We start from the raw sequence: 22,560 nt of genomic DNA, 5'->3' as shown, positions 1-22,560 counted from the left end.
GTACGCTTAAAAGTATTTCAAGCGTCCAGTGTCAAAAAAATGACAGTATTTTTAAGCCGCGCTTGAAACCACTACCATAGCTGGGCGCAATAGGCGGCCATTGATGGTGTAACCCTTCTGTACAACATCCATTACGGTGTTAGGTTCTAGCTCAGGGTTTGGCACCATAGTCATTGCTTGATGCAATTCTGGGTTGAAAGGTTCGCCATGTGGATCAACGACTTTCACCTCAAAACGCGCCAAGGTTTCTAGCAAATCTTTTAATGTCAGCTCAACGCCTTCACGTACAGGGTCTTCTTCGCCTGTATCCGGTGCAGACGCCAAAGCACGTTCAAGATTGTCCGCCACGTTCACCACGGATTTAGCAAACTTTTCTAAACCAAACTTGTGCGCTTTCTCGACATCTTGTTCTGCACGACGACGAACGTTTTGCGCGTCAGCGTGAGCGCGAAGTGCCGCTTCTTTGTACTGAGCGACTTCTTCTAATGCTTTTGCAAGCTCATCATTTTCAGTAACTTCTTCTAAAGTCTCTACTTCTGGCTCTAAAAGTTCTTCTACTGATTCGTTTTGCGTTTCGCTTTTCAAATCTTGCTCCGCGTCTAGGTTAGGATTTTTTTGCTGCTCACTCATTCTTCAACTCCAAATAACAGAAACAATTCTTTGTCTGTGCTGGTTATATGGGGACAGCTTTTTACCTTTCAACACTATAGCCGCATTAATTTCATGGGAATTTAATTTACTGACAGTACTTGTCAAAAAACAACCAAGTACTGTATAAATAACCATATAAATATATTCTCTTTTTTGGAGCACTCTATGCTGACCAGCATCGCTATTTCCAACTTCGCCATTGTTGAATCCCTAGAACTGGAGTTCAAAAAAGGCATGACCGTGATTTCTGGTGAAACCGGTGCAGGTAAATCCATCATGGTGGATGCCCTGTCACTTTGCTTAGGCGATCGTACCGATGCCGCGGTAGTAAGACATGGACAAAAAAAAGCCGATATCAGTGCCAGTTTTGATATTCAGCAATACCCGCATGTTTTTAAGTGGCTTGAAGAGAGAGATTTAGAGCAAGAACAACATTGTATTCTGCGTCGCGTCATCAGTAAGGAAGGTCGTTCTAAAGCCTATATTAATGGCCGTCCTTGCACGCTCAGCGACCTAAAAGAAGTAGGCAGCTACCTTGTCGACATTCATGGTCAGCACGAACACCAGTCCCTACTTAAAAAGAATGCCCAAAGACAACAGCTCGATGAATACGGTCAACTCACCGAGCTAAGCAAAAAAGTCAGCAGCCAATATTCCACATGGCGTCAGCTTAAAGAAGAACTATCAGCACAACAAAACCGCTCATCCGAACAAGACGCCAAGATCCAGCTCTTGTCTTACCAAGCACAAGAGTTACAGCAGCTTGATTTAAAAGAAGGCGAAATCGAAGAGCTAGAAAACGAGCAAGCTTTCTTGTCAAACATCGCCGATTCACAATTTAAAGCGTATCAAGCCAGCGGCATCCTGATCGATAGCGACGAAGGCAACGTGTGCTCCTTGCTGCACCAAGCGATTAACAGCGCAAGCCAAATCCGCCCAGCGACCAAAGAACTAGAAAACGCACTCGAAATGATGAACGTCGCCTTAATACAAGCGCAAGAAGCCGCCGACAGTTTGCATCATTATCAGGACACACTAGAACAAAACCCAGAACGTCTAAACGACATAGAACAGCGTTTATCTGAAATTTACGACACCGCTCGCAAACATAGAACCTTACCAGAAGGCCTAATTTCCCTTCGTGAAAGTGTTGAAGCGGAGTTAGCCAGCCTACAAGGCAGCGAAGAAAGCATCGAATCACTGAAAGAAAAAGAAGAACAAGCCTACGAAAAGCTCACAGCCTTGGCGACCACGCTGACCGAAAAACGCATTGTGGCAAAAGACATATTAGCCAAGAAAGTAGAAGAGCAAATACACGGCTTAGGCATGCCCCATGCTCGCTTCTATATTCAGTGCCAACCACTCACTCAAGTGTCTGCCAACGGTTTTGAAGACATCGAATACATGATCGCCTCTAACCCAGGACAACCAGCGCAACCACTACGCAAAGTAGCATCTGGTGGTGAGTTATCTCGTATCAGCTTGGGTATTCAGGTAGTCACTGCGCACACTTCTATTATCCCAACCTTAGTCTTTGACGAAGTCGACGTTGGTATCAGTGGTGGCATCGCTGAGGTGGTGGGTCGTATGCTGCGCTCGGTCGGCAAACGAGGACAAGTATTCTGCGTAACACACTTGGCGCAAGTCGCCGCGCAGGGTAACCAGCATTTACGTGTTAGCAAGTTGGTCGAAAACCAAGCAACGTCTTCTCAGGTGGAACTGCTCAAAGATCAAGACCGCGCACAGGAAATCGCACGTTTACTGGGTGGATTAGAACTCACAGAACAAACGTTAGCCCACGCCCGCGAAATGCTGGGCAACGTCCAACTGCAATAAGAGCGACCAGCGCAAAGGATAACAAGCGTAAGCAACCAATCGCTTAGCAAACAAAAATGCCCAAACTGGACAGTTTGGGCATTTTTTATCTGCAACTAAAAAGTAAGCGCGCGATTACTTCTTTTTAGGGCGCACGTACAAGATCAAACTATGGTCTTCGATTTCAAAGCCATGTTCTTCTGCGATTTCGTGCTGACGTTTTTCGATGATCGGATCAACAAACTCAATAACTTTACCTGAGTCTAAGCAAATCATGTGATCGTGGTGATCACCTTTTGCCAATTCAAATACAGCCGTACCTGCTTCAAAATGATGACGCTGAACCAAACTCGCCGTTTCGAACTGAGTTAACACACGGTAAACCGTTGCCAGACCCACATCTTCACCTTGATCCAATAGAGTGCGATAAACATCATCAGCACTCATATGACGGTCTCCCGCACTTTCAAGAATCTGTAAAATTTTCACTCTAGGTAAGGTAACCTTGAGTCCCGCTTTCTTTAGCTCTTGATTTTCGCTAGTCATGAGTCATTCTCTATTCGATCTTGTTGATAATTACTTTATCATTAGCATACCAGAGTAAGGATAATACAAATGAAAAAAACAGTTTTAATATTATGTGCAGCGCTTTCACTTGGCGCCTGCAGTTTATTTCCAGACCCTTACAAAGTTCCAGTATCGCAAGGGAACCTAGTAACAAAGGATCAGTTATCACAGTTACAAATTGGCATGTCAGAGTCTCAGGTCACTTATCTACTGGGTAACCCCATGCTAAGAGACACCTTCAAACCAAATGAATGGCACTACATGTTCACATCAATACATGGAACACCAGACACTCAAAAAAGTGAGGTCGACGATTTAGTGCTCATTTTCGACAATGGCATTTTGAAAGAAATCAAAAACAACTAGCCATTTTTTGCTGCACGGTTGGCCCTAGCTTGTTTAGGGTCGACCTTCAGCTCACGATACAACTCTACTCGCTCACCTTCTTTTAACACTTGTTCTTCCGCATTTCTAACCGCTTTACCAAAAATCCCGACTTTCACGGTTTCCAGATCCACGTCAGGGAAAAAAGCATTAATATTAGAACGACGTACAGCGTCGCGAACACTACAACCTTCCTCTACCTCTAAAGCAATAATCTTTTGCTTTTCAGGCAAAGCATAAGCTACTTCAACTCTCATACTATTCACCGTATACCACTTTTGCACGCTTACTGAAGGAATCTACCATCGTATTCGCAATTTGGCTAAAGACGCCCCCAAAAGCAAACTTCAGCATCCCGCTCAATTCAAACTGAATGCTAAGCATAATTTTACAACTGGTTGGAGACAATTCCGTGAATGTCCATACGCCATGCAAGCTTTTAAACGGCCCTTTCACTAGAGTCATCTCTATTTTATGACAAGGCTGTAAGAAGTTCTTAGTTGTAAACGACTGACGAACAGGCCCTTTGCCTACTTCCAAAGACGCCACAATTTCTGTAGGCGTTTGAGAAATCAACGTAGAGTCCAAGCAGCCTGGCAAGAATTCAGGGTAACAATCAATGTCATTCACCAGAGCAAACATCTGCTCGCAGCTATAATTTACATGAGCAAAACGCTCTATATGACTCAAACTAAACTCCTATCCAACCTGCAAATGTAATAACAATCATTGCTGGAATACTGATGTATTTTAACGTCTTATACCACCACTGAAAATGGCTAACCTTGTTAGTAATCATCTCATTTTGCAACATAGTGTGAGGAATGAACCACGCAACCAAAATGGACAACCCAATCGCGCCAACGGGCAGCAAGATCAACGAGGTAAACCTATCCAACAATTCAAAAAAGTTTAAGCCAAACAAAAACTTGCTGTCCCAATGGTTAAAAGACAACAACACAGCAATACCAACAAACCAAACCGCAAGCCCCATTAAAAAAGCCGCCTTCAATCGCGCCATGTAAAACTTTTCATGCAACCAAGCGACAAACAACTCCAACATAGAAATCGCAGAAGTTAACGCAGCCACCACCAGCAATAAAAAGAACACACCCGCAAACAGCTGTCCGCCAGGCAAACCACCAAAAATAATAGGAAGCGACACAAACGTCAGACTAGGCCCCGCCTCAACGTCTATTTGAAACGCAAAAGCCAACGGAAAAATAACCAACGCCGCCAATATGGCAACCAACAAATCTACGGCAACGACAATACTGCAAGCTCGCGCGATCGACATACGCTTGCTCATGTAGGCTCCATAGGCAAACATCGCCCCCATGCCCACACTTAAACTGAACAGCGCCAAACCTACCGCTGACAACACCACATCAAACGTAATGTCTTCCCAAGACCAGCGAAACATAAAGCTCAACGCTTTACTCATATTCCCGATCATCATGGAATAAGCCGCCAATAGCAGCAAAGTCACCACCAAAATAGGCAACAAAATACGAACCACAGCAGACAAACCACGTGTTACAGCCTGCCCTACCGTCAGCACCACAAGTCCCATAAACACCGTGTGCCACAACAGCATTTCCGCTGGCGTCGAAAGCAATGTCTCAAACATGCTCAAGGCACCATCATGCGTAACCGCCACAAAATCGCCTGTTACAGCACGATCTAAATAAGCCAACGACCACCCTGCGATCACACTGTAAAACGTCAGGATCAAAAAGCCCGTAAAACCAGCCAACCAAGGCACACACACCCACGCAGGGTGAATAATCCGGCGTTCGCTTAAATCATTCACAGTATCAACAGGGTTAGAACGAACCGTCCGCCCCAGAGCGACCTCTGCCATCAAAACAGGCAAACCGACCAATATCAAACAAAGGCAATACACCAACAAAAATGCACCGCCACCGTTCTCACCGAGCACATAAGGGAACTTCCAAATATTCCCCAACCCAACAGCCGACCCACTGGCCGCAAAAATAAATATCCACGGACTTGACCAGATACCTTGTAAACATCGACTTTCCGGCATAAATTTAGGCTCTAATTGCACAACATTGGTTAAGGATAGGAAGAAAACGCGAACGTGGCCAACACATCCGCCTCTCCTACCCAGACAAAATAATCAACAAGTACGAATTTTCTAACATTCAGGCGCATACCTCAAGAAAAGCATAGGTTTTTGCCTCTATCGACCGTATAATTTCTGACTATGAGTAAAGCAAAGAAAAAATCCAACAGCACGGGCACTATAGCGCTTAATAAACGTGCAAAATATGACTACTTTGTCGACCAGAAGTTCGAAGCCGGATTGGTTTTATCTGGCTGGGAAGTAAAAAGTCTGCGAGAAGGCAAAGCCCAACTTGTCGATTCCTTCGTTATTATCCACCAAAACGAAGCATGGCTTGTTGGCGCCCGTATCACTCCACTGCTAAGTGCTTCCACGCACGTAGTATGCGAACCGTTACGCCAGCGCAAACTATTACTTAACCGCAAAGAACTTGATCGCATCATCCAAGTTACCGAGCAAAAAGGCAAAACCTGTGCGGCCATGGCGCTGTACTGGAAAGGCAATAAGATCAAATGCGAAGTAGCCCTAGTAACCGGTAAAAAAGATCACGACAAACGGGATACCGAACGTGATCGCGACTGGTCAAGAGACAAAGAAAGATTAATGAAGCACAACATTTAATCGTAAGATTAAACGTGTAGATAGTTAGCATTTATGCGTTACCGCTGGCGTAAATTAATTGTTTCCGCTAGTATAACGCCAACTTCGGGGATGACTTGGTTTCGACGCCGGTTACAAAACCTGAGGTGCATGTCGAGAGTGATACGTGATCTCGTAAATCCCCCGTATCAATTTAATAGTCGCAAACGACGAAAACTACGCTTTAGCAGCCTAAACCGCTGCTAGTGTGCTGCCCTCAGGTTGCTTGTAGCCAGAGATTCTGCAGTATCATAAATTACAAGATGCTAACTGATGCCCCGCCTAGGGATAAGGTTATAAGATTAAGTAGGCTCGCCATTAACACCCTGTCCTTCGGGCGGTTCGTGGTCAAATAATAGAAGTGACTAAGCATGTAGATCCAATGGCAGAGGACTGGCGGACGGGGGTTCGAATCCCCCCATCTCCACCAATCAAGCGCTTGATTTAAAAAGAGTTTGCACTTTTTAAAATGAAGTCGACACACTGTTTGTAAGTCATATAAAAACCACCTTCGGGTGGTTTTTTATTGTCTTCTCCCCTTCAACCGACTCTCTCGCCCACCAGCTAACCAAAACGCTTTCCATCGTTGCGCCTTTTAACAGTAAGGTTTTTGAAAAACGCGTGTAAGACGAATGACATGACTCGGTTTTGTGGATAATTTGTGCTTTGATATCGTTCTGGTATTTGTTGTGTTTGATACGCCATGGAGTTCGGGGTTATGAAGTTTTTCTCTTTTTTAGTGCTGTTTTCAGTGTTTCTCACGGGCTGTTCATCTAATGTGAAGCTGTCGGGCCATAATGTTAGTAATGTGGACGCCACTGTCGATATCGATAAATCGGCCAGCATTACTGTGGTTCCGGATAAGGATGGTGATCAGTTGACCAACAAGCGCTACATTGCCGATGTTATGAACGCGCTGAAAGAACGTGGGTTTAGCAATGTGTCCGATTCCACCAGCAATCCCGACTATCGCTTAGCGATCAACTTTACTTCGGAAGAAATCACCGAAACGAAGAAGGTGCCTATTTTTAATAATGAACGGAATATTCCTTATACCATTTGCCATAGAAACCCAACAACGAACGCAAGAACCTGCTACACGCGCTACCGCCATTTTATGGAACCTATTGTGAAAGGCTACGACAAGGTAGAAACACCCACTAACCTTTATACCTTTCAATATAAGCTAACGGATAAAGCGGGCAATCTTATTCTGGATTCAAGCAACACTGTGATGCATGAGGAGTGTTCAAAATGGAAGATGTTCGAGTTTTTGGCAAAAGACGCCATTTTACGAGCCAACTTTAACGACCCAGTCGACAAACCTTACACGGTGGAAATGACAGAAGACTATAGTTGCCAATAACGCTATTTGAAACAACAGCCTAGACGCCATATTGTGTTCTTGGCTGTTGTTTTTCCCCTCTCTGCTTACAACCAATTCGTCTGAACAGCAAAACACTTATAAAAAAACGTTATCATCTTTTCAGTCTATTCCTGCGTATCCATCTATACTGATTATAAGCCACTATTGTTTGGGCGTGGCTGTATCAGGACTTTTTCCAAATCCATTATGCTCACGTTGTGTTGCAAGGGGGAATCCATGATCAATCATGTTTGGGGTCTTATTCATCATCCAGATAAGGAATGGCGCGAAATAAATAAGGAGCATGAGTCTGTCAGTCATTTGTACTTTCACCATGTTCTTTGGATGGCGGCTATTCCGGTTGTTAGTACCTTTATAGGGACGACACAGTTTGGTTGGACGTTCGGCGGTGAGGAAGCCATTAAGGTGTCCATAATGGACGGCATTGGCTTGGGTATTATGTTCTATGCGCTGATACTGGTGGCGGTGGCGGCAGTTGGCAGCCTAATCCATTGGATGGCGCGCAATTTTGACAGTCGCCCACCACGCCAAGAATGTATCGTCTTTGCGGGTTATATTGCCACACCCATGTTCTTGAGTGGTATTTTCGCTATTTACCCTGTTATTTGGCTTTGTCTATTGGCTTGTGTAGCGGGTATCGCTTATACCGGATACTTATTATACAAAGGCACGCCTAGTTTCTTGGGAATTAGCCATAAACAAGGTTTCATCCTGTCTAGTACCACCCTTGGTATTGGTGTTTTAGTCTTAGAAGCCTTACTGGCTGCGGTTGTTTTACTGTGGAGCCTTGGCTCTGAACACAGTATTGTATGGCGCTTTTTTCAGTAGCCAGCTAGTTTAATGTATGAAAAAAGATAATGAACGTCCTTTCACGAAATGAGTACAGTGCCGCCTTGCTATAAAGGCGACACTGTACTCATTCCAATGACTCTGTGTTATTTCACCGTCTTAAGACAATTTGGCTGCATTTCGAAGCTTAATTGCCCTTTCGTGTTTTACAAATCTCGCTCTCGCTTTTATCCATTCTGGTCGCGCTATCGCTGCGTCCGTTTTTGTGGAACTTTTCCACCACTCCATGCTCTTACCCTGTGCCGATAAGCAAAAAAAGCGCGAGCTTTTTTTGTCTTATGGCTGTTTTAGGCTATTGATTAAACTAGTAAAAGGCTATGCTTACAAAGTTTGATATTGTTTGTTTATTCGATAAGCTAAGTAACAAACCACACTAAGAGATCGATTGTTAGGACAACAACCATGCTCGCACAGTATATTGAGACGACATTACCGTTTACCAGAAAGGAGTTTTGCTCTTGAGCTCACTGATTTGGCTACCTTTTCTCCCCTTATTAGGTACATTAATCCCCCTTCTCACTGCGCGCTTTAGTCGAACCGCTTGTGCGTTTATGACGGCCGCATTGCCTGCGCTGACGCTGTTTCTTGTGCTGTCTCATGCTGGCGATATATTTCAGGGCGAACGTTTCCAAGCCGCACTACCGTGGATACCAGCGATCGGATTAGAACTCGCCTTCCGCTTAGACGGTTTAGCCTTATTATTCTCCATACTTATTTTGGGCATTGGCTTACTGGTTATTCTTTATGCTCGCTATTACCTTTCCGCGAGCGACTCGATTGGTAAGTTCTACGCCTATTTGATTCTGTTCATGTTCGCCATGCTCGGCGTGGTGCTGTCTGACAATTTAATCCAGATATGGTTTTTCTGGGAATTGACCAGTATCAGCTCTTTTCTATTGATCAGTTTCTGGGGACATAAATCAGACGCTAGGAAAGGGGCCAGAATGGCGCTCACCGTTACGGGTGCTGGCGGCTTAGCCTTGTTGGCTGGTTTGTTGATTTTGGGTAATACGGTTGGCAGCTTTAGCCTTCAAGATGTTTTAGACAGTGGCGATTTAATCAAAGCCAGTGCAAATTACCCAATGATTGTTATTTTGGTATTGCTTGGTGCTTTTACCAAATCCGCTCAATTCCCGTTCCATTTCTGGTTACCCAATGCCATGGCGGCTCCAACACCAGTGAGTGCGTACCTTCACTCGGCGACAATGGTAAAAGCCGGTATTTTCCTAATGGCGCGTTTCTATCCTGCGCTTGCGGATACGGACCTTTGGTTCTTGATCGTGAGTCTGACAGGTCTGGCGACTTTCCTTGTCGGCGCGTACATCGCAATTTTCCAGCACGATTTAAAAGGGTTATTGGCGAACTCGACCATCAGTCACTTAGGCTTAATTACTTTGCTGCTGGGCATGGGGACAGACCTTGCGGCAGTGGCTGCTATATTCCACATAATCAACCATGCGATTTTCAAAGCGTCTTTGTTCATGGCGGCTGGTATTATCGATCACGAGTCTGGCTCCCGAGATATGCGTCAGCTAAACGGTTTATGGAAGTACATGCCTTATACAGCCACGCTAGCCATGGTGGCATCGGCGTCGATGGCAGGCGTTCCTTTGTTGAATGGTTTCTTATCGAAAGAAATGTTCTTCACAGAAACCTTACATCAGGCCTCACTTGGCTCCTTGTCTTGGTTTATTCCTGTTTTGGCGACATTGGGCGGTGTGTTTGCGGTCGCTTATTCGACACGTTTCATCCACGATGTTTTTTTCAATGGCGAGCCTATTAACCTGCCCAAAACGCCTCATGAGCCACCTCGCTATATGCGCGTTCCGGTTGAAATACTGGTTGCTCTTTGTTTGATTGTCGGGATATTCCCAAGCTTGATTGTGGGCGATCTGTTATTTGCCGCCGCCAACGCTACTCTAAATGGCCCTGCCCCTGAGTACAGCTTAGCAATTTGGCATGGTTTAAACTTTCCTCTATTAATGAGTGTGGTGGCTTTGATTGGCGGTCTGGTGATGTATTACAACCGCTCTCATATGTTTAAGTTCCAAGCTCAGTTCCCAACCAGTGATCCAAAATTGGTGTTTGAAAGCATTGTTCAATACCTTGTGGCGAAAGCAGGTCGGATTATTGCTTTCACGGAAAATGGCTCTTTGCAGCGCTATGTGTTCTTTACTCTTGTTTTGGCTGTGGTGATGACGGCCTCTTCTCTGATGAAGCTAAACGCTACCGCAGGTCATCGTCCTGAAATACCTTTGGATGCGTTGTCGATTACTTGCGCCGTATTGCTGTGTATTTCAGCCTTGGCGACGGTAATCTGGCACAGACGTCGTGTGGTTGCACTGCTTACTTTGTCTGTTGTGGGGCTGATTGTTTCATTGGCTTTCGCTCAGTTCTCCGCACCTGACCTTGCGTTGACGCAGTTATCGGTCGAGGTTGTGACGGTCATTCTATTAATTTTAGCCTTGTTCTTTTTGCCACAAAAAACCCCAAAAGAATCATCGCCGCGTCGCGTTGTACGAGATCTGGGTCTGGCCTCTCTGATTGGTGGTGTTATCGGGACGATAAGCTATGCCTTGATGACTCGACCTCTTGATACTATTTCGACCTTCTTCACCGAAAACAGTAAAACAGGCGGCGGCGGAACCAATGTTGTTAACGTCATTTTGGTCGATTTCCGTGGTTTTGATACCTTGGGTGAAATTACCGTGCTTGGCATTGCAGCATTGGGGATTTATAAACTCATCGCGAAAATGCGCCTTTACATGCCTTCGAGCGACGGCGACGGTTTGCCTTGGTCTGAAGACAGACACCCCATGTTGTTGGCGGTGATTTCGCAGAGTTTATTACCATTGGCTCTTTTAGTGTCTGCGTATATTTTCTTACGCGGTCATAACATGCCTGGTGGTGGCTTTATTGCAGGCTTAATCACCTCGGTTGCCATTATTCAACAGTATGTTGCTCATGGTGTTTCGTGGATCAAAACGCGCATCAAGCTGGACTATCAAATTATGATCGGCTCTGGCATTGGTATCGCAACGCTTAGTGGTTTAGGTAGCTGGGTCTTCGGACACACTTTCTTATCCTCTTGGTTTGATTATTTCTATCTGCCGGTGATTGGTAAATTCGAATTGGCCAGCGCGATGATTTTCGATCTTGGCGTTTATCTGACTGTGGTCGGTGCAACTATGTTGATTCTTGCCAACCTTGGACAATTAACGACCAGTGAGCGCCCTATCCAAAAGGAGCATGATTAATGGAAGGTTTATACGCATTTTGCGTTGGTTTATTAACAGCCTGCGGCATTTTTCTCGCCTTGCGTGGCCGCAGCTTTTCTGTGGTCATTGGTTTAACACTCTTGTCTTATGCGGTGAACTTATTTTTGTTTGCCAGCGGAAGACTTAAACTCAATGCCGCTGCGGTACTAGGTCAGTCAGAGCAATACAGTGATCCTCTTCCACAAGCTTTAGTACTAACCGCGATTGTTATTGGTTTTGCGATGACGGCTTTCGTCGTTATTTTGGCGATGCGCGCACGCGCAGATTTAGGAAACGATCATGTTGATGGTACATTGCCCAAACTGCCGAACGACACTCAGCAGAAAACAGGAGGAAACCAATAAATGCAGCACCTGAGCATTTTCCCGGTTCTCATTCCATTGCTGTTCGGCGCAATCATGTTGTTGCCTCCGATCTCACGCAATATCAATTATCAGCGCGTGGCGTCCGTCATTGGCACCCTATTTATGCTTATGTCGACGGCGACACTATTGTATAAAGTGAATGCTGAGGGCGTTCAGCTTTATGCATTAGGTGGCTGGCAAGCGCCTTTCGGTATCGCTCTTGTGGCAGATAAAGTATCTAGCTTAATGGTGCTGCTGACTTCTTTCATGTCGTTTGCCATTATGCTCTATGCGGTTTCAGGGCAAGACAAAGGCGGCGCGTATTTCCATCCTTTGTTTATGTTTCAAATCATGGGGATTAACGGTGCGTTTTTAACCGGTGATATCTTCAACTTGTTCGTCTTTTTCGAAGTACTGTTAATCGCTTCTTATGCGCTCTTAATCCATGCTGGCGGTAAGCACAAAACCCAAGCCACCTTGCACTATGTCATCTTGAACCTTGTGGGTTCGAGCTTGTTCCTATTCGGCCTCGGCATTCTTTACGGAACCCTTGGCACTCTGAATATGGCAGACATGGCAGTCAAAGTAGGTCAGCTGCAAGGTGAAACCGCCACATTGGCTAAGACAGGCGCACTGCTACTGCTAGTCGTATTTGGTCTTAAAGCCGCAATGCTGCCAATGCATTTCTGGTTGCCTAAAACCTATGCGAGTGCCAGCGCACCTGTAGCCGCACTGTTTGCCATTATGACTAAGGTCGGGGTGTACAGTATTTTCCGCGTTTATACTGTTATCTTTGGCGAACACGCCGGAGAACTCGCCAACATTGCGACTCCATGGCTATGGCCGCTGGCATTATTGACGATTACGATTGGTAGTATTGGTGTATTCGCCAGCCCTGGGATCAAAACCTTAAGCGCTAACTTGGTGATCGTTTCCAGTGGTAGCTTACTGGCGTGTGCTGCCATTAACTCAGAAGAAGCCACCTCAGCAGCGCTTTACTATATGGTACACAGTACGCTGGCGTCGGCTGCCTTGTTCTTACTTGCGGATGTTATGTCTCGTCAGCGAGGCAAAGCTGAAGACAGATTCGTGCGCTCACGCCCTTTTGCTCAACCAAGGCTATTAGGCTTTGCTTTTGCCATACTCGCTTTAGCTTTGGTCGGCATGCCGCCTTTATCAGGCTTTGTGGGTAAGATCATGATCTTGCAAGCGACTCAATCGACGACGCAAACTATGTGGGTTTGGCCATTAATATTGTTGGGTAGCCTTGCTGCCTTGGTTACCTTTTCGAGAGCAGGAACCACGTTATTCTGGCGACACAGCGGTAATGCGACAGCCGAAGCAGAACCGGCCAAGAAGCTAGAAATCGCGGGCATTGCATTATTACTATTGGCTTCACCTTTGTTGGTTCTATTCGGTGGCGATGTCAGTGAATACACGCAACAAGCCGCACGCTATTTACATGACATTCAAGCCTCTGCCTATGGATTATTACCAGGAGTAGCCCAATGAAGTTATTCCCAATGCCTTTTCATAGCCTGCTGCTGTTTGTAGTTTGGCTATTACTTAACAACTCTGTCAGTGCTGGACACATGGTACTGGCGGCATTTTTCGCGATTACCATTCCTTTACTGGTCAATGGTATGCGTGATGAACACCCAAAAATTCAAAAACCTTGGTTGGCAATCCGTTACGTGTTGATGGTGCTAAAAGACATTTTAACGGCCAATGTGGAAGTTGCCTTGTTGATCATAGGGCCAATCAAAAAGCTCAAGCCAGGTTTTGTTGCTGTGCCGATTAATATTAGCTCAGACCTAGGAATCACTGTATTGGCCAGTACGGTCTCTCTTACACCTGGAACCGTGAGCGCGGAAGTGTCAAAAGACAAAGCTTGGCTTTATATTCACGCCCTTCATTTAGACAATGAAGCAGAACTAATTGAATCGATAAAGCAGCGTTATGAAAAGCCAATTAAGGAGATTTTCGGATGCTAAGTTGGACCATTCTCATTGTCGCTGTCTGTATTTGCGTAGCGTTGATTTTAAATCTATGGAGGCTGATGAAAGGCCCGACCATTTCTGATCGAATTTTGGCGCTGGACACCATGTATATTAATGCCATCGCACTTATTCTGCTCTACGGCATTTACGTGGAAAGCGCACTGTACTTTGAAGCGGCTCTTTTAATTGCCATGCTAGGGTTTGTCAGTACGGCGGCTCTATGTAAATACTTACTCCGCGGCGACATCATAGAATAGGATACGTTATGCCTTTATATCTCGAAATTATTGTTTGTGTGTCGCTGCTGATTGGCGGTGCGTTTTTGTTGGTTGGCTCTTACGGTTTAGTACGATTGCCTGACATCTATATGCGCTTACACAGCCCGACCAAAGCATCGACTCTGGGGATCACCGGTGTCTTGCTGGCGTCTATGGTTTTTCAAAGCCATTTAAAAGGTTTTCTTTCGATTCAGGAATTGTTGATCACTTTATTTCTATTGATCACAGCGCCTGTTGCCGCCAATATGATCGCAAAGACGGCGTTGCATCAACGCACAAAGCCGTTGGATAAAACAGAGAACCAAGCGCTTATGGAAACCGTTCGAGACAGAGAAGCACCTAAGCCTCCTCAAGATTAGGCGATAGTAGTTTAGCCACTTCTGTGTTTTTCATCGGACGATGGAAGTAGTAACCTTGGAACACCTCACAACCTAACGATTTAAGTGCCTCTAGTTGCGGAGCGGTTTCTACGCCCTCCGCAATAATAGACAACTCTAAGCTGCGTGCTAAATACACAATGGTTTCGCAGATTTTTGCGTCTTCCATTTGTTTATCACACTCTTCTACAAAGGATTGGTCTATTTTCAAAATGTCTAAAGGCAAACGTTTCAAGTAGCTTAAAGACGAGTAGCCAGTCCCAAAGTCGTCGATCGAAATTTTGATATCCAATCCCTTCAACTCAAACATCACATCAATACAACGTTGAATGTCTTGCAGCAAAACCCCTTCCGTAATCTCAAGTTCCAAGTACCCACCTTCTATGCCATAAAAGGCGAGTTTCTTCGATATAAAAGACGCTAAAGAATCTGACACTAAATGCCGCCCAGATACGTTCACAGATACGGGGACTATACTTAAGCCTTTATCTCGCCATTCTTTTAACTGCATTAACGCTTTATCGATAACCCACTCATCCATTTTTATAATCAGGCTGGATTCCTCCGCAAGCGGAATGAAGTCAGCAGGCGAAATAAGCCCTTTGACCGGATGATTCCAACGGATCAATGCCTCTAAACCCAGAATATTGTCTTTTTCTAGCAACACTTTCGGCTGATAAACCAAGAAAAACTCGTCGGAAGAAAGCCCATCGTTCACTTCCTTTTCAAAGCTGAACCTTTTCGTCACCGCGTTGGTCATGTTTGAGGTGAAAACTTGTGCGTTGTCCCTGCCTTTTTCTTTCGCCCAGTACATAGCAATATCCGCTTGCTGTATTAGCTTGTCAGCATCTATTCCTTGGTCGCCAGAATGAGCAATACCTATGCTGGTTGGAATAGTAAAGTGCTGGTTATTCAACTGAATAGGAAGGCGCATAATCTCTAAGATTTTTTGCGCATGTGCCATCATTCTGTCTTCGGTCACATTCTCCGTCACCATCAGAACAAACTCGTCGCCGCCCCAACGAGCAATAACATCACTAGAATCGGAAACAGACTCTAAACGCCTTGCGACTTCACACAAGAGTTCATCTCCTGCTTTGTGCCCCAAGGTGTCATTAATCACTTTGAAGTTATCGAGATCTAGGAACAGCAAGCCTACGGAGCTTTTCTGGCGACCAGCAATCAACAAGGCACTCACCAAAGAGTCCATTAAATAGGTTCGGTTGTACAAGCCCGTCAATGGGTCGCTGTACGCCAGAAATTTAAGGCGCTGCTGCAGTTTTGCATGACGAGTCATGTCTCGGATGTGCAGAGTGTATTCACTCCCCTGCGAAGAGTCAGCATTGGCTTTGGTGATCGCAATTTCAGCAGGAAAATCATGATTTGGACCGCGCTGTAAACGAAACGGGTTGCGGCGATTTAAAATCAGCCCGCTTGAAGAAGAAAAGCCAGAATTCAAGCTATCGAAAATTTTAACCCTATCTTCTTCCATTACGAATAAGCCGATGAAGCTCTTGCCTTGCACTTGCGTTTTTAAACAACCAAATGTCCGCTCGGCAGCAGGGTTAAACTCGATCACAGAGCCAAAGCGGTTAATGGTCACGATACAATCCATAGAGGAGTTTAGTATCGCGGACTTACGCATTTCACTTTCCTGAAAACGCATCAATGCATCATCACGCTGCGCAATTTCCGTATTCACACGGTCGAGAACTTGGTTATATTTGTGCGCAATTTGACCGACTTCAGTGAAGGGTTCTTCAGGAACAGGCTTGGAAAAATCGGCGTTATTTTGTTGGTACTGCATAGAGGTAAGTAAATCAAATAACTCAGTGGTTGCTCTGTGCTCAGCCACATTTAAGCCTTGCTCTTCTTGTTCTCTACTGGCTCGTAATGGCATGAAATAATTCAAGAGGCGCATGCCAATATAACCAACGACAAAACAATAGATGCCAATTGATACAATCCCTAACGTCTGCACCCACAGCTGTTCGACAAAGCTCAAACCATTATCGATTCTGTCCGTTTGACCAAACAGCGCGACACTTAATGTCCCCCAAATACCCGCAAACAGGTGAGCAGGAACCACATCAAGCGCATCGTCTAGACGCCAGCGAGTCATTAACAAACTGCCGTAATAGACAACCACACCTGATACCGCGCCAATAACCACAGAAGCGCCAGGCGAAACCACATGACAAGATGCGGTAATACCAACTAAGCCTGCAATGGTGCCGTTTAAAACAAAGCCGACTTCGATGTACCCATCTTTGAAATAGTTAATCGCAGCGGCAATGAGTCCACCCCAAGCAGCGGAAATGAATGTATTCAAAATGATCATAGGCACGTCATTGTTTAACGCCAGCGTACTGCCACCATTAAAGCCAATCCAGCCAAACCAAATAAGCAATGTGCCTAACGCGGATAAAGGAAGGTTGTTACCGGGAGGAAGACGAATGCCTTCTTCAAAGCGACCCAATCTAGGGCCAATAATAATGATGGCAGCTAATGCGACCCAGCCACCCACAGAGTGCACCACAGTCGAACCGGCAAAATCAATAAAGCCAAGTGCTTCAAGCCAACCAAGTGGACCTTCAGAAGGATATATTCCAGACCAAGCCCAATGCCCCACGATTGGGTAAATAAAAGCACTCAATATAACGGTGATCGCGAGGTAACCAATGAATGTCATGCGTTCAGCGACCGCACCAGAGGTTAAAGTTGCAGCCGTTCCACAAAACATCATTTGAAAAATAAAGAAGCTAATTTCCCATGGCGTGTGCTCCTCACCGAAAAAGAAGTCACTATGGCCAAATATGCCTGCGAAAGAATCGCCAAACATAATGCCAAAACCAAAAAGCCAAAATAGCGTCGTCGATATAATAAAGTCTGAGATGTTTTTTGCGGCAACATTGATGCTGTTCTTACTTCGAATACGACCACTTTCCAAGCATAAAAAACCCGCTTGCATCATAAAGACCAATGCAGAGGCAACTAATAACCAAGAGAATTCTGCCATACACATCCCAGATAGTATAAATTGCACCAAAAAGAATCACGCCAAATAAAAGAGGGCGAAAAATAAGAACGAAAAGAGAGCAAAGTATAAAAACAATAGGCCACCACAGTGGCGCCTCTTAAGCTATTCAATAGTTAAGCCAACTCTTGAATAATCACTATTAGTGCAGGTCAAAAAAACAAAAAAGCCACTTAATAATGCATTAAGTGGCTTTATATTACGAAGCTTTTATATCAGCAGTGCTAATACTGACTAACCATTCAAAGTTAAGACATTTGTCTTACTGATACGGTGACGATAAATTTCTCGCAAGTACTTAATCGCATTTTTAACATTATTAATATCCAAGCGAATATCATTAATGGAAACAAAGCGCTGACTGTTATCAATCAGTTCACGATATTTTTTCTCGTACATTGGTTTAATAGCATACCAATTCGTATCTAAGATTTTTGCTGGGTTTTCGTAGGTCGCAAAGTACTTATCCACCAAGCTTTCATCAAACTCATCTTCTTGAATCATGCTAATAATCGCTTTATCAATTTCGTCCGTGTAGCGGTAATCATCACGGGCAAAACAGCGCTTCATATACGCAACCATTAAGGTCAGGAAGTCATCACTTAGACATGGGCTTTTAGCGATCAGAGTCGTCAAAGACAAGTTCGCAGACGCGCCAATAACCAAAGCGTAACGCTTCAATGTGGTATTTGGGCACAAGCGATTAAGGTGCATTTTCAGACGATTCAATGCGGTGAAAGACAATTTGTAGTCTCGTGGCAATGAAATAATAGAAACAATCGATGAACAGTTTTTAAAGAAATGCAGGTGATTCAGTTCACTCGCATCGTAGCCGCTCTTACGGTAGTTTTTAATCGCTTCACGATATCTATCTGATTCAACTGGCAACACACTCACGCCTTCAATAGCGGAGGTGTCATTGTTAAAGTGAGGCAATTCTATTGAACGACAAAACAAGTCATCAATATCAACCGTATCTTGATGTTTGCCTTCACCCACAACACTTTCCGCATAAGCAACAGCAACGGGGCCAGCCAAACTCATAAACAAGTCATTGGCATCTAAGCGAATGGTTTCTGCGATATCAATACCGGCACGACGGAAATAGTCTTCGTCATAATCTGTTGTCACAGCTTGAGCGGTCAGAATGTTAAAAATCTGCTGAGAAATATACTGATTAGCGTATTTCTCCATGGTATTCACATCAATATTGTCGGCATCGCCACCGTCTTCTTCTTCGGCATAACGCATGATGTCATTGGAAATCAGCATCATAGAGTTCCATGGGCGAATACGCTCCATCACATCAGCAGGAACCTCATCGTCTTCACGCTCTTCGTTATAGGAGAAATTCCACTCTTCCGAAATGTATTTCGTTAACAAACGCCCAGCGTTGATATGCAAGGCCTCAGAAATTTCTACATTCTTTCCGGAAATATTCGGAAGAATACAAATTCCTGAAGTAAAGATAGGTTCAAACACAAAACTATGACGTTTATCGACCGCTTGATTTTGATCAGAACGATAGTCAAATGTTTTACTCAAGTATGAAAATTGCTGTGCTAGACCAAATTCAGATGCCATGCCTGAGCCTGTTCCACCACCCGCACTGAAAATATAAAAATAAAGGCGCGATTGGTTTGCTTTGATGCCACATGAATCAACCAAATAAGAATGCATGTTTTTCCAGTTCTCGTTTCGGAACGTCGTTGCATCTTTATTAAGGATAATTTTCGCAAGGTATTGCCCCAAAATAGGCGCGTTACCAGCACCACCAGCGTGAACTTCAGACAAGTCCATTATTTGTAGTTTTTTATACTCATCTAGGAACTTGGTTCTGCCTTCTTGATTTGAGAAACGAATACGTCCCTCAATATCTTTATCCAAATCCCCCAACAATACGATAGGCTCTATTAAGAAAACAGGTTTAAAACCGTCTTTCCCTTCAATAGGTAAATGCTTACGAATCCAACGCATAGGTCGAAATTCGCGTTCGCTTTCTAATATTTCTTGGTTTTCTACTTCGCGCATATAACTTGCTCTGGCATCGTAGACAAGCGATGCGACATCTAATGCAATATTAGAACCGCAACGCCCTAAACCAATTAAACAAACGGATGGAAATACCTGGTCAATAGCGACTTCTTCATCACCTAATTTGGGATGAATCCGGCTTCGAACAACATCCAAATTTTCTAAGATTTGCTCTAAATTTGTCTCAGTAAAATAAAGATGTTCTATTGGGAGATTTTCTTGGCTCATGCGGCATCCTTTTTGAAGTAAATCACTTACAACAGATAATCATTCACGTTATCAACGAAACGACATGATACGAAGCAAACCGTTTATCTGTTTAATGCACTGTTTATTTTTATCGTCATTTTTTTGGACAATGTGCAAACAATATCATCCTTACATAGCAATGACACTAATATGGTGCGTTTAATCATAAAATAAATAATTAAAATAATTTTTTGTTTGAACTCTAATTTTCACTACTAATAAAGTCAAACATCGCCAAATCCCCTACCAAAAAATACTCAATATATCGTGACAAAACCTCTCGCTTGGTTGTTTTTTGTACTATGATATAAGGTAACTTGAACAACTTTTAAGGTGACTATCGTGTCTATCTCATCAGTATCAAACAACCGTTTGTACATGCCTAGCTTTTTAGCCCAAGCAGAAACAGACGTGCGACCTGATTTGAGCCGCCAACAGGACCCTGTTCAACTTTCAGACAAAGCAAAACAGATGTTGTCTTCTCAATTACAAGCAAATGATTCTGACACTAAGGGTGAAGAGGCTGGTAAAGAGTCGGTCCAAATTTCTTCAAGTGTTGGCCGACTCTCTAGAATATCGGGATTACAAAGAGAGGAAGTTGCAGAGCTGTATCGCTCTATCGATAAATTAACCTAACGGCTCTCACTACCTAACTAAAGGTTAACTTATAATCATTAGCAGACAGTGACTCTGCTTCGCGCTGTAAGTTAGCCAACGTCAAAGGTCGATTATCAAGCCACCCAGGCAAGAACTCGGCATGAAGACTCTTATTGTCTGCTTTCAATGTGAAAATGGGCATATCGCCTTCTTTTCTATCGTGATGCAATAAAATAGACAGCCTTAATATAATGGACAACCTATCCAAATCCTGTTGATCGCTTTTAGTAAATCGATAGTCCAAAGACTGTGAAAACTTTCGTCTATGACGCAAAATTAAATTTGCTAGGGCCTGTTGCTCTTGCTGAGAAAAACCAGGCATATCAGATTCACTAATAATGTAGGCGCCATGTTTGTGGTATCGACTGTGCGAAATCCCCACGCCCACTTCATGCAGTAGGCCAGCCCAGCGCAATAAGTCTTCACTGGAAATACTGTTTAAATTCCAATCGTCTTTCACTTGGGCCAAAGCAGACAAAGCCGTATGAGTGACAAGCTTCGCTTGTTCTGTATCAATATGATATTGGTTCAACATGTATTTAACGGTACGTTCACGAATATCAGTCTCTGCATAACGTCCCATAATGTCATACAGCACACCTTCTCTGAGCGCACCAGTAGAGAAATCCATTTGCTTAATATCGAAACACTCAAACACCGCGGTCAAAATAGCAATCCCGGCAGCAAAGGTACTTTTGCGTTCCGGCTTCAAGCCAACTAATTCAATATTATCCGCATGACCTGCTGAAAAGAGTGCTTTTTGAATTTGCTTCAGTGCTTTTGGAGTAATGCCCTTTTTGCTCCAATTGTTCTCTTTAACAATATTAAAGGCGGCTTTTACTGTGCCGGATGAACCAATCGACACATCCCATGTTTCGTCTAGATAGTCATCTTGAATACTTAAAAGCTCTAAACGTGCTGCCGTTACCGCTTTCTGAAAGTTAGACTTATTGATAACACCATCTTCAAAGAATCGCTGTTTAAAACTCACGCAGCCCATATGAAGGCTTTCGGTCAAAATCGGTTCGAGCTGTTTACCAATGATAAACTCCGTACTACCACCACCGATATCCACAACCAAGCGTTTTGATTCACCATGATCCATGGTTCTCGCAACACCCACATAGATCAAACGTGCTTCTTCTCGACCCGCTATAATTTCAACTGGGTGACTCATGATATCCATTGCTTTACCAATAAAATCATATCGATTCTTTGCCACCCTTAATGCATTCGTTCCCACGACTCGGACAGAGCCTGGAGGCATGTCTTCAATCACTTGAGCAAATTGCGCCAAGCAATCCAGACCACGTTGTTGGGATTCATCATCTAAGTGACCATTAACTAAACCAGCGGCTAACTGAACCTTGTCACCAAACTCTCCTGTTATACGCAACTGACCATGCGTCACTTGAGCGATAACCATGTGAAAGCTATTCGAGCCCAAATCGATTGCTGCGATTTTTTCAAAAGGAAAGTCGTGAGATTGTTGCAAAAAGAGTGATTGCATTCAAAAAGCCTTACATCAGGAAAGTCTCAATTGGAATAAGAGTATATCAGTAAGTATACGGTGTCATCGCCAAGAAGGTGGCAAAAACAACACCATATAAGATGAATTTTTTATAAAAATTAGCCTCTTTTCTCGAAAATCAAGAGAAAAAAGCAACTTAATGGGTAAAAAAAACCGTCCAACCGCCCCAAAAACCCTGAACTTGATCAAAAAATTACCAGAAAGTGTTTTTTTCCTGAGTTTGACTATAGACCTCGCGTTTAAGTCGATCTATAGTATGGATGTTCTTGATAGAAATCTTGCTATGCAGGTACTATCCAGATCCCAATCAAATTGTTTCGCGCTGTATTGGCTTTGCCCTATCCGGGCTCACGTAAACCAAAACGACTATATAACCATTCTGTTTTGTGTTTGT

20 protein-coding genes and 1 other RNA gene are annotated in these 22,560 nt (G+C 44.0%); 13 read left to right on the top strand and 8 right to left on the bottom strand.

Annotated features, from left to right (window positions below; translation table 11 throughout):
- Positions 1-51 precede the first annotated feature (51 nt).
- Positions 52-630: a nucleotide exchange factor GrpE gene (grpE, locus tag C1X04_RS02610; RefSeq protein WP_110576063.1), complete on the bottom strand. Its 579-nt coding sequence runs from the start codon at positions 628-630 to the stop codon at positions 52-54.
- A gap of 186 nt (positions 631-816) precedes the next feature.
- Here grpE and recN point away from each other — a divergent pair, with 186 nt between their 5' ends.
- Complete coding sequence (recN, locus tag C1X04_RS02605; protein ID WP_137169104.1) at positions 817-2,487, top strand: DNA repair protein RecN; 1,671 nt, start codon at positions 817-819, stop codon at positions 2,485-2,487.
- Positions 2,488-2,601: 114 nt separating this feature from the next.
- On the opposite strand, the gene fur is transcribed toward recN, so the two are convergent.
- The gene (gene fur, locus C1X04_RS02600; protein WP_110576067.1) at positions 2,602-3,012 is read right to left on the bottom strand and encodes a ferric iron uptake transcriptional regulator; all 411 of its coding nucleotides are present in this window, start codon (positions 3,010-3,012) and stop codon (positions 2,602-2,604) included.
- A gap of 69 nt (positions 3,013-3,081) precedes the next feature.
- On the opposite strand from fur, the gene C1X04_RS02595 reads away from it, so the two are divergent.
- Positions 3,082-3,399: an outer membrane protein assembly factor BamE gene (locus C1X04_RS02595; RefSeq protein ID WP_110576069.1), complete on the top strand. Its 318-nt coding sequence runs from the start codon at positions 3,082-3,084 to the stop codon at positions 3,397-3,399.
- Here C1X04_RS02595 and C1X04_RS02590 read toward each other — a convergent pair.
- Genes C1X04_RS02590 through C1X04_RS02580 form a run of 3 tightly spaced genes read right to left on the bottom strand, consistent with a single transcriptional unit; the run spans position 3,396 to position 5,467 of the window.
- Complete coding sequence (locus C1X04_RS02590; RefSeq protein ID WP_110576071.1) at positions 3,396-3,674, bottom strand: RnfH family protein; 279 nt, start codon at positions 3,672-3,674, stop codon at positions 3,396-3,398. The two genes, C1X04_RS02595 and C1X04_RS02590, sit on opposite strands and share 4 nt — an antisense overlap.
- A gap of 1 nt (position 3,675) precedes the next feature.
- Positions 3,676-4,107, bottom strand: a complete 432-nt coding sequence (locus tag C1X04_RS02585; protein WP_110576073.1) for a type II toxin-antitoxin system RatA family toxin — start codon at positions 4,105-4,107, stop codon at positions 3,676-3,678.
- Between the two features lies 1 nt (position 4,108).
- The gene (locus C1X04_RS02580; protein WP_110576075.1) at positions 4,109-5,467 is read right to left on the bottom strand and encodes a sodium-dependent transporter; all 1,359 of its coding nucleotides are present in this window, start codon (positions 5,465-5,467) and stop codon (positions 4,109-4,111) included.
- A gap of 180 nt (positions 5,468-5,647) precedes the next feature.
- Here C1X04_RS02580 and smpB point away from each other — a divergent pair, with 180 nt between their 5' ends.
- The 10 genes from smpB (at position 5,648) to C1X04_RS02530 (ending at position 14,640) form a co-directional block, all read left to right on the top strand.
- Positions 5,648-6,127 carry an SsrA-binding protein SmpB gene (gene smpB / locus C1X04_RS02575; protein ID WP_110576077.1) on the top strand — a complete coding sequence of 160 codons (480 nt, stop codon included), beginning with the start codon at positions 5,648-5,650 and terminating at the stop codon, positions 6,125-6,127.
- A gap of 86 nt (positions 6,128-6,213) precedes the next feature.
- Positions 6,214-6,575: a transfer-messenger RNA gene (ssrA, locus tag C1X04_RS02570) on the top strand.
- 288 nt (positions 6,576-6,863) lie between these two features.
- The gene (locus C1X04_RS02565) at positions 6,864-7,511 is read left to right on the top strand and encodes a hypothetical protein (RefSeq protein ID WP_137169103.1); all 648 of its coding nucleotides are present in this window, start codon (positions 6,864-6,866) and stop codon (positions 7,509-7,511) included.
- 237 nt (positions 7,512-7,748) lie between these two features.
- Positions 7,749-8,360: a Yip1 family protein gene (locus C1X04_RS02560; RefSeq protein WP_110576088.1), complete on the top strand. Its 612-nt coding sequence runs from the start codon at positions 7,749-7,751 to the stop codon at positions 8,358-8,360.
- A 479-nt stretch (positions 8,361-8,839) separates the two neighbouring features.
- Positions 8,840-11,638 carry a monovalent cation/H+ antiporter subunit A gene (locus C1X04_RS02555; protein ID WP_110576089.1) on the top strand — a complete coding sequence of 933 codons (2,799 nt, stop codon included), beginning with the start codon at positions 8,840-8,842 and terminating at the stop codon, positions 11,636-11,638.
- Positions 11,638-12,003, top strand: coding sequence for a Na+/H+ antiporter subunit C (locus C1X04_RS02550; protein ID WP_110576091.1), 366 nt, complete (start codon positions 11,638-11,640; stop codon positions 12,001-12,003). Before C1X04_RS02555 ends, C1X04_RS02550 begins: the two co-directional genes overlap by 1 nt.
- Positions 12,004-13,515, top strand: coding sequence for a monovalent cation/H+ antiporter subunit D (locus C1X04_RS02545; RefSeq protein WP_110576093.1), 1,512 nt, complete (start codon positions 12,004-12,006; stop codon positions 13,513-13,515).
- Complete coding sequence (locus C1X04_RS02540; RefSeq protein WP_137169102.1) at positions 13,512-13,997, top strand: Na+/H+ antiporter subunit E; 486 nt, start codon at positions 13,512-13,514, stop codon at positions 13,995-13,997. Before C1X04_RS02545 ends, C1X04_RS02540 begins: the two co-directional genes overlap by 4 nt.
- Positions 13,991-14,260, top strand: a complete 270-nt coding sequence (locus C1X04_RS02535; protein WP_110576097.1) for a K+/H+ antiporter subunit F — start codon at positions 13,991-13,993, stop codon at positions 14,258-14,260. The genes C1X04_RS02540 and C1X04_RS02535 overlap by 7 nt, the downstream gene beginning before the upstream one ends.
- An 8-nt stretch (positions 14,261-14,268) precedes the next feature.
- The gene (locus tag C1X04_RS02530; RefSeq protein WP_110576099.1) at positions 14,269-14,640 is read left to right on the top strand and encodes a Na+/H+ antiporter subunit G; all 372 of its coding nucleotides are present in this window, start codon (positions 14,269-14,271) and stop codon (positions 14,638-14,640) included.
- On the opposite strand, the gene amt is transcribed toward C1X04_RS02530, so the two are convergent.
- Both amt and C1X04_RS02520 read right to left on the bottom strand, forming a co-directional pair.
- On the bottom strand, positions 14,621-17,677 hold the full coding sequence (gene amt / locus C1X04_RS02525; protein WP_137169101.1) for an ammonium transporter: 3,057 nt from the start codon (positions 17,675-17,677) through the stop codon (positions 14,621-14,623). The two genes, C1X04_RS02530 and amt, sit on opposite strands and share 20 nt — an antisense overlap.
- A gap of 252 nt (positions 17,678-17,929) precedes the next feature.
- Positions 17,930-19,957 carry a hypothetical protein gene (locus tag C1X04_RS02520; protein ID WP_137169100.1) on the bottom strand — a complete coding sequence of 676 codons (2,028 nt, stop codon included), beginning with the start codon at positions 19,955-19,957 and terminating at the stop codon, positions 17,930-17,932.
- A gap of 363 nt (positions 19,958-20,320) precedes the next feature.
- On the opposite strand from C1X04_RS02520, the gene C1X04_RS02515 reads away from it, so the two are divergent.
- Positions 20,321-20,614 carry a hypothetical protein gene (locus C1X04_RS02515; protein ID WP_110576105.1) on the top strand — a complete coding sequence of 98 codons (294 nt, stop codon included), beginning with the start codon at positions 20,321-20,323 and terminating at the stop codon, positions 20,612-20,614.
- A gap of 13 nt (positions 20,615-20,627) precedes the next feature.
- On the opposite strand, the gene C1X04_RS02510 is transcribed toward C1X04_RS02515, so the two are convergent.
- Complete coding sequence (locus C1X04_RS02510; protein ID WP_110576107.1) at positions 20,628-22,145, bottom strand: Ppx/GppA phosphatase family protein; 1,518 nt, start codon at positions 22,143-22,145, stop codon at positions 20,628-20,630.
- Between the last annotated feature and the right edge of the window lie 415 nt (positions 22,146-22,560).

The organism is Marinomonas sp. FW-1 (assembly GCF_005222245.1).
Lineage (GTDB): Bacteria > Pseudomonadota > Gammaproteobacteria > Pseudomonadales > Marinomonadaceae > Marinomonas > Marinomonas alcarazii.
The sequence above is the reverse complement of the archived record's forward strand: the minus strand, read 5'-3'. Positions and strand labels throughout refer to the sequence as shown.

Bases quoted from the DNA above. Each gene is read 5' to 3' on its own strand.
- grpE (WP_110576063.1), bottom strand. From the start codon at position 630: ATGAGTGAGCAGCAAAAAAATCCTAACCTAGACGCGGAGCAAGATTTG.
- recN (WP_137169104.1), top strand. From the start codon at position 817: ATGCTGACCAGCATCGCTATTTCCAACTTCGCCATTGTTGAATCCCTA.
- fur (WP_110576067.1), bottom strand. From the start codon at position 3,012: ATGACTAGCGAAAATCAAGAGCTAAAGAAAGCGGGACTCAAGGTTACC.
- C1X04_RS02595 (WP_110576069.1), top strand. From the start codon at position 3,082: ATGAAAAAAACAGTTTTAATATTATGTGCAGCGCTTTCACTTGGCGCC.
- C1X04_RS02590 (WP_110576071.1), bottom strand. From the start codon at position 3,674: ATGAGAGTTGAAGTAGCTTATGCTTTGCCTGAAAAGCAAAAGATTATT.
- C1X04_RS02580 (WP_110576075.1), bottom strand. From the start codon at position 5,467: ATGCCGGAAAGTCGATGTTTACAAGGTATCTGGTCAAGTCCGTGGATA.
- smpB (WP_110576077.1), top strand. From the start codon at position 5,648: ATGAGTAAAGCAAAGAAAAAATCCAACAGCACGGGCACTATAGCGCTT.
- C1X04_RS02565 (WP_137169103.1), top strand. From the start codon at position 6,864: ATGAAGTTTTTCTCTTTTTTAGTGCTGTTTTCAGTGTTTCTCACGGGC.
- C1X04_RS02560 (WP_110576088.1), top strand. From the start codon at position 7,749: ATGATCAATCATGTTTGGGGTCTTATTCATCATCCAGATAAGGAATGG.
- C1X04_RS02550 (WP_110576091.1), top strand. From the start codon at position 11,638: ATGGAAGGTTTATACGCATTTTGCGTTGGTTTATTAACAGCCTGCGGC.
- C1X04_RS02545 (WP_110576093.1), top strand. From the start codon at position 12,004: ATGCAGCACCTGAGCATTTTCCCGGTTCTCATTCCATTGCTGTTCGGC.
- C1X04_RS02540 (WP_137169102.1), top strand. From the start codon at position 13,512: ATGAAGTTATTCCCAATGCCTTTTCATAGCCTGCTGCTGTTTGTAGTT.
- C1X04_RS02535 (WP_110576097.1), top strand. From the start codon at position 13,991: ATGCTAAGTTGGACCATTCTCATTGTCGCTGTCTGTATTTGCGTAGCG.
- C1X04_RS02530 (WP_110576099.1), top strand. From the start codon at position 14,269: ATGCCTTTATATCTCGAAATTATTGTTTGTGTGTCGCTGCTGATTGGC.
- amt (WP_137169101.1), bottom strand. From the start codon at position 17,677: ATGGCAGAATTCTCTTGGTTATTAGTTGCCTCTGCATTGGTCTTTATG.
- C1X04_RS02520 (WP_137169100.1), bottom strand. From the start codon at position 19,957: ATGAGCCAAGAAAATCTCCCAATAGAACATCTTTATTTTACTGAGACA.
- C1X04_RS02510 (WP_110576107.1), bottom strand. From the start codon at position 22,145: ATGCAATCACTCTTTTTGCAACAATCTCACGACTTTCCTTTTGAAAAA.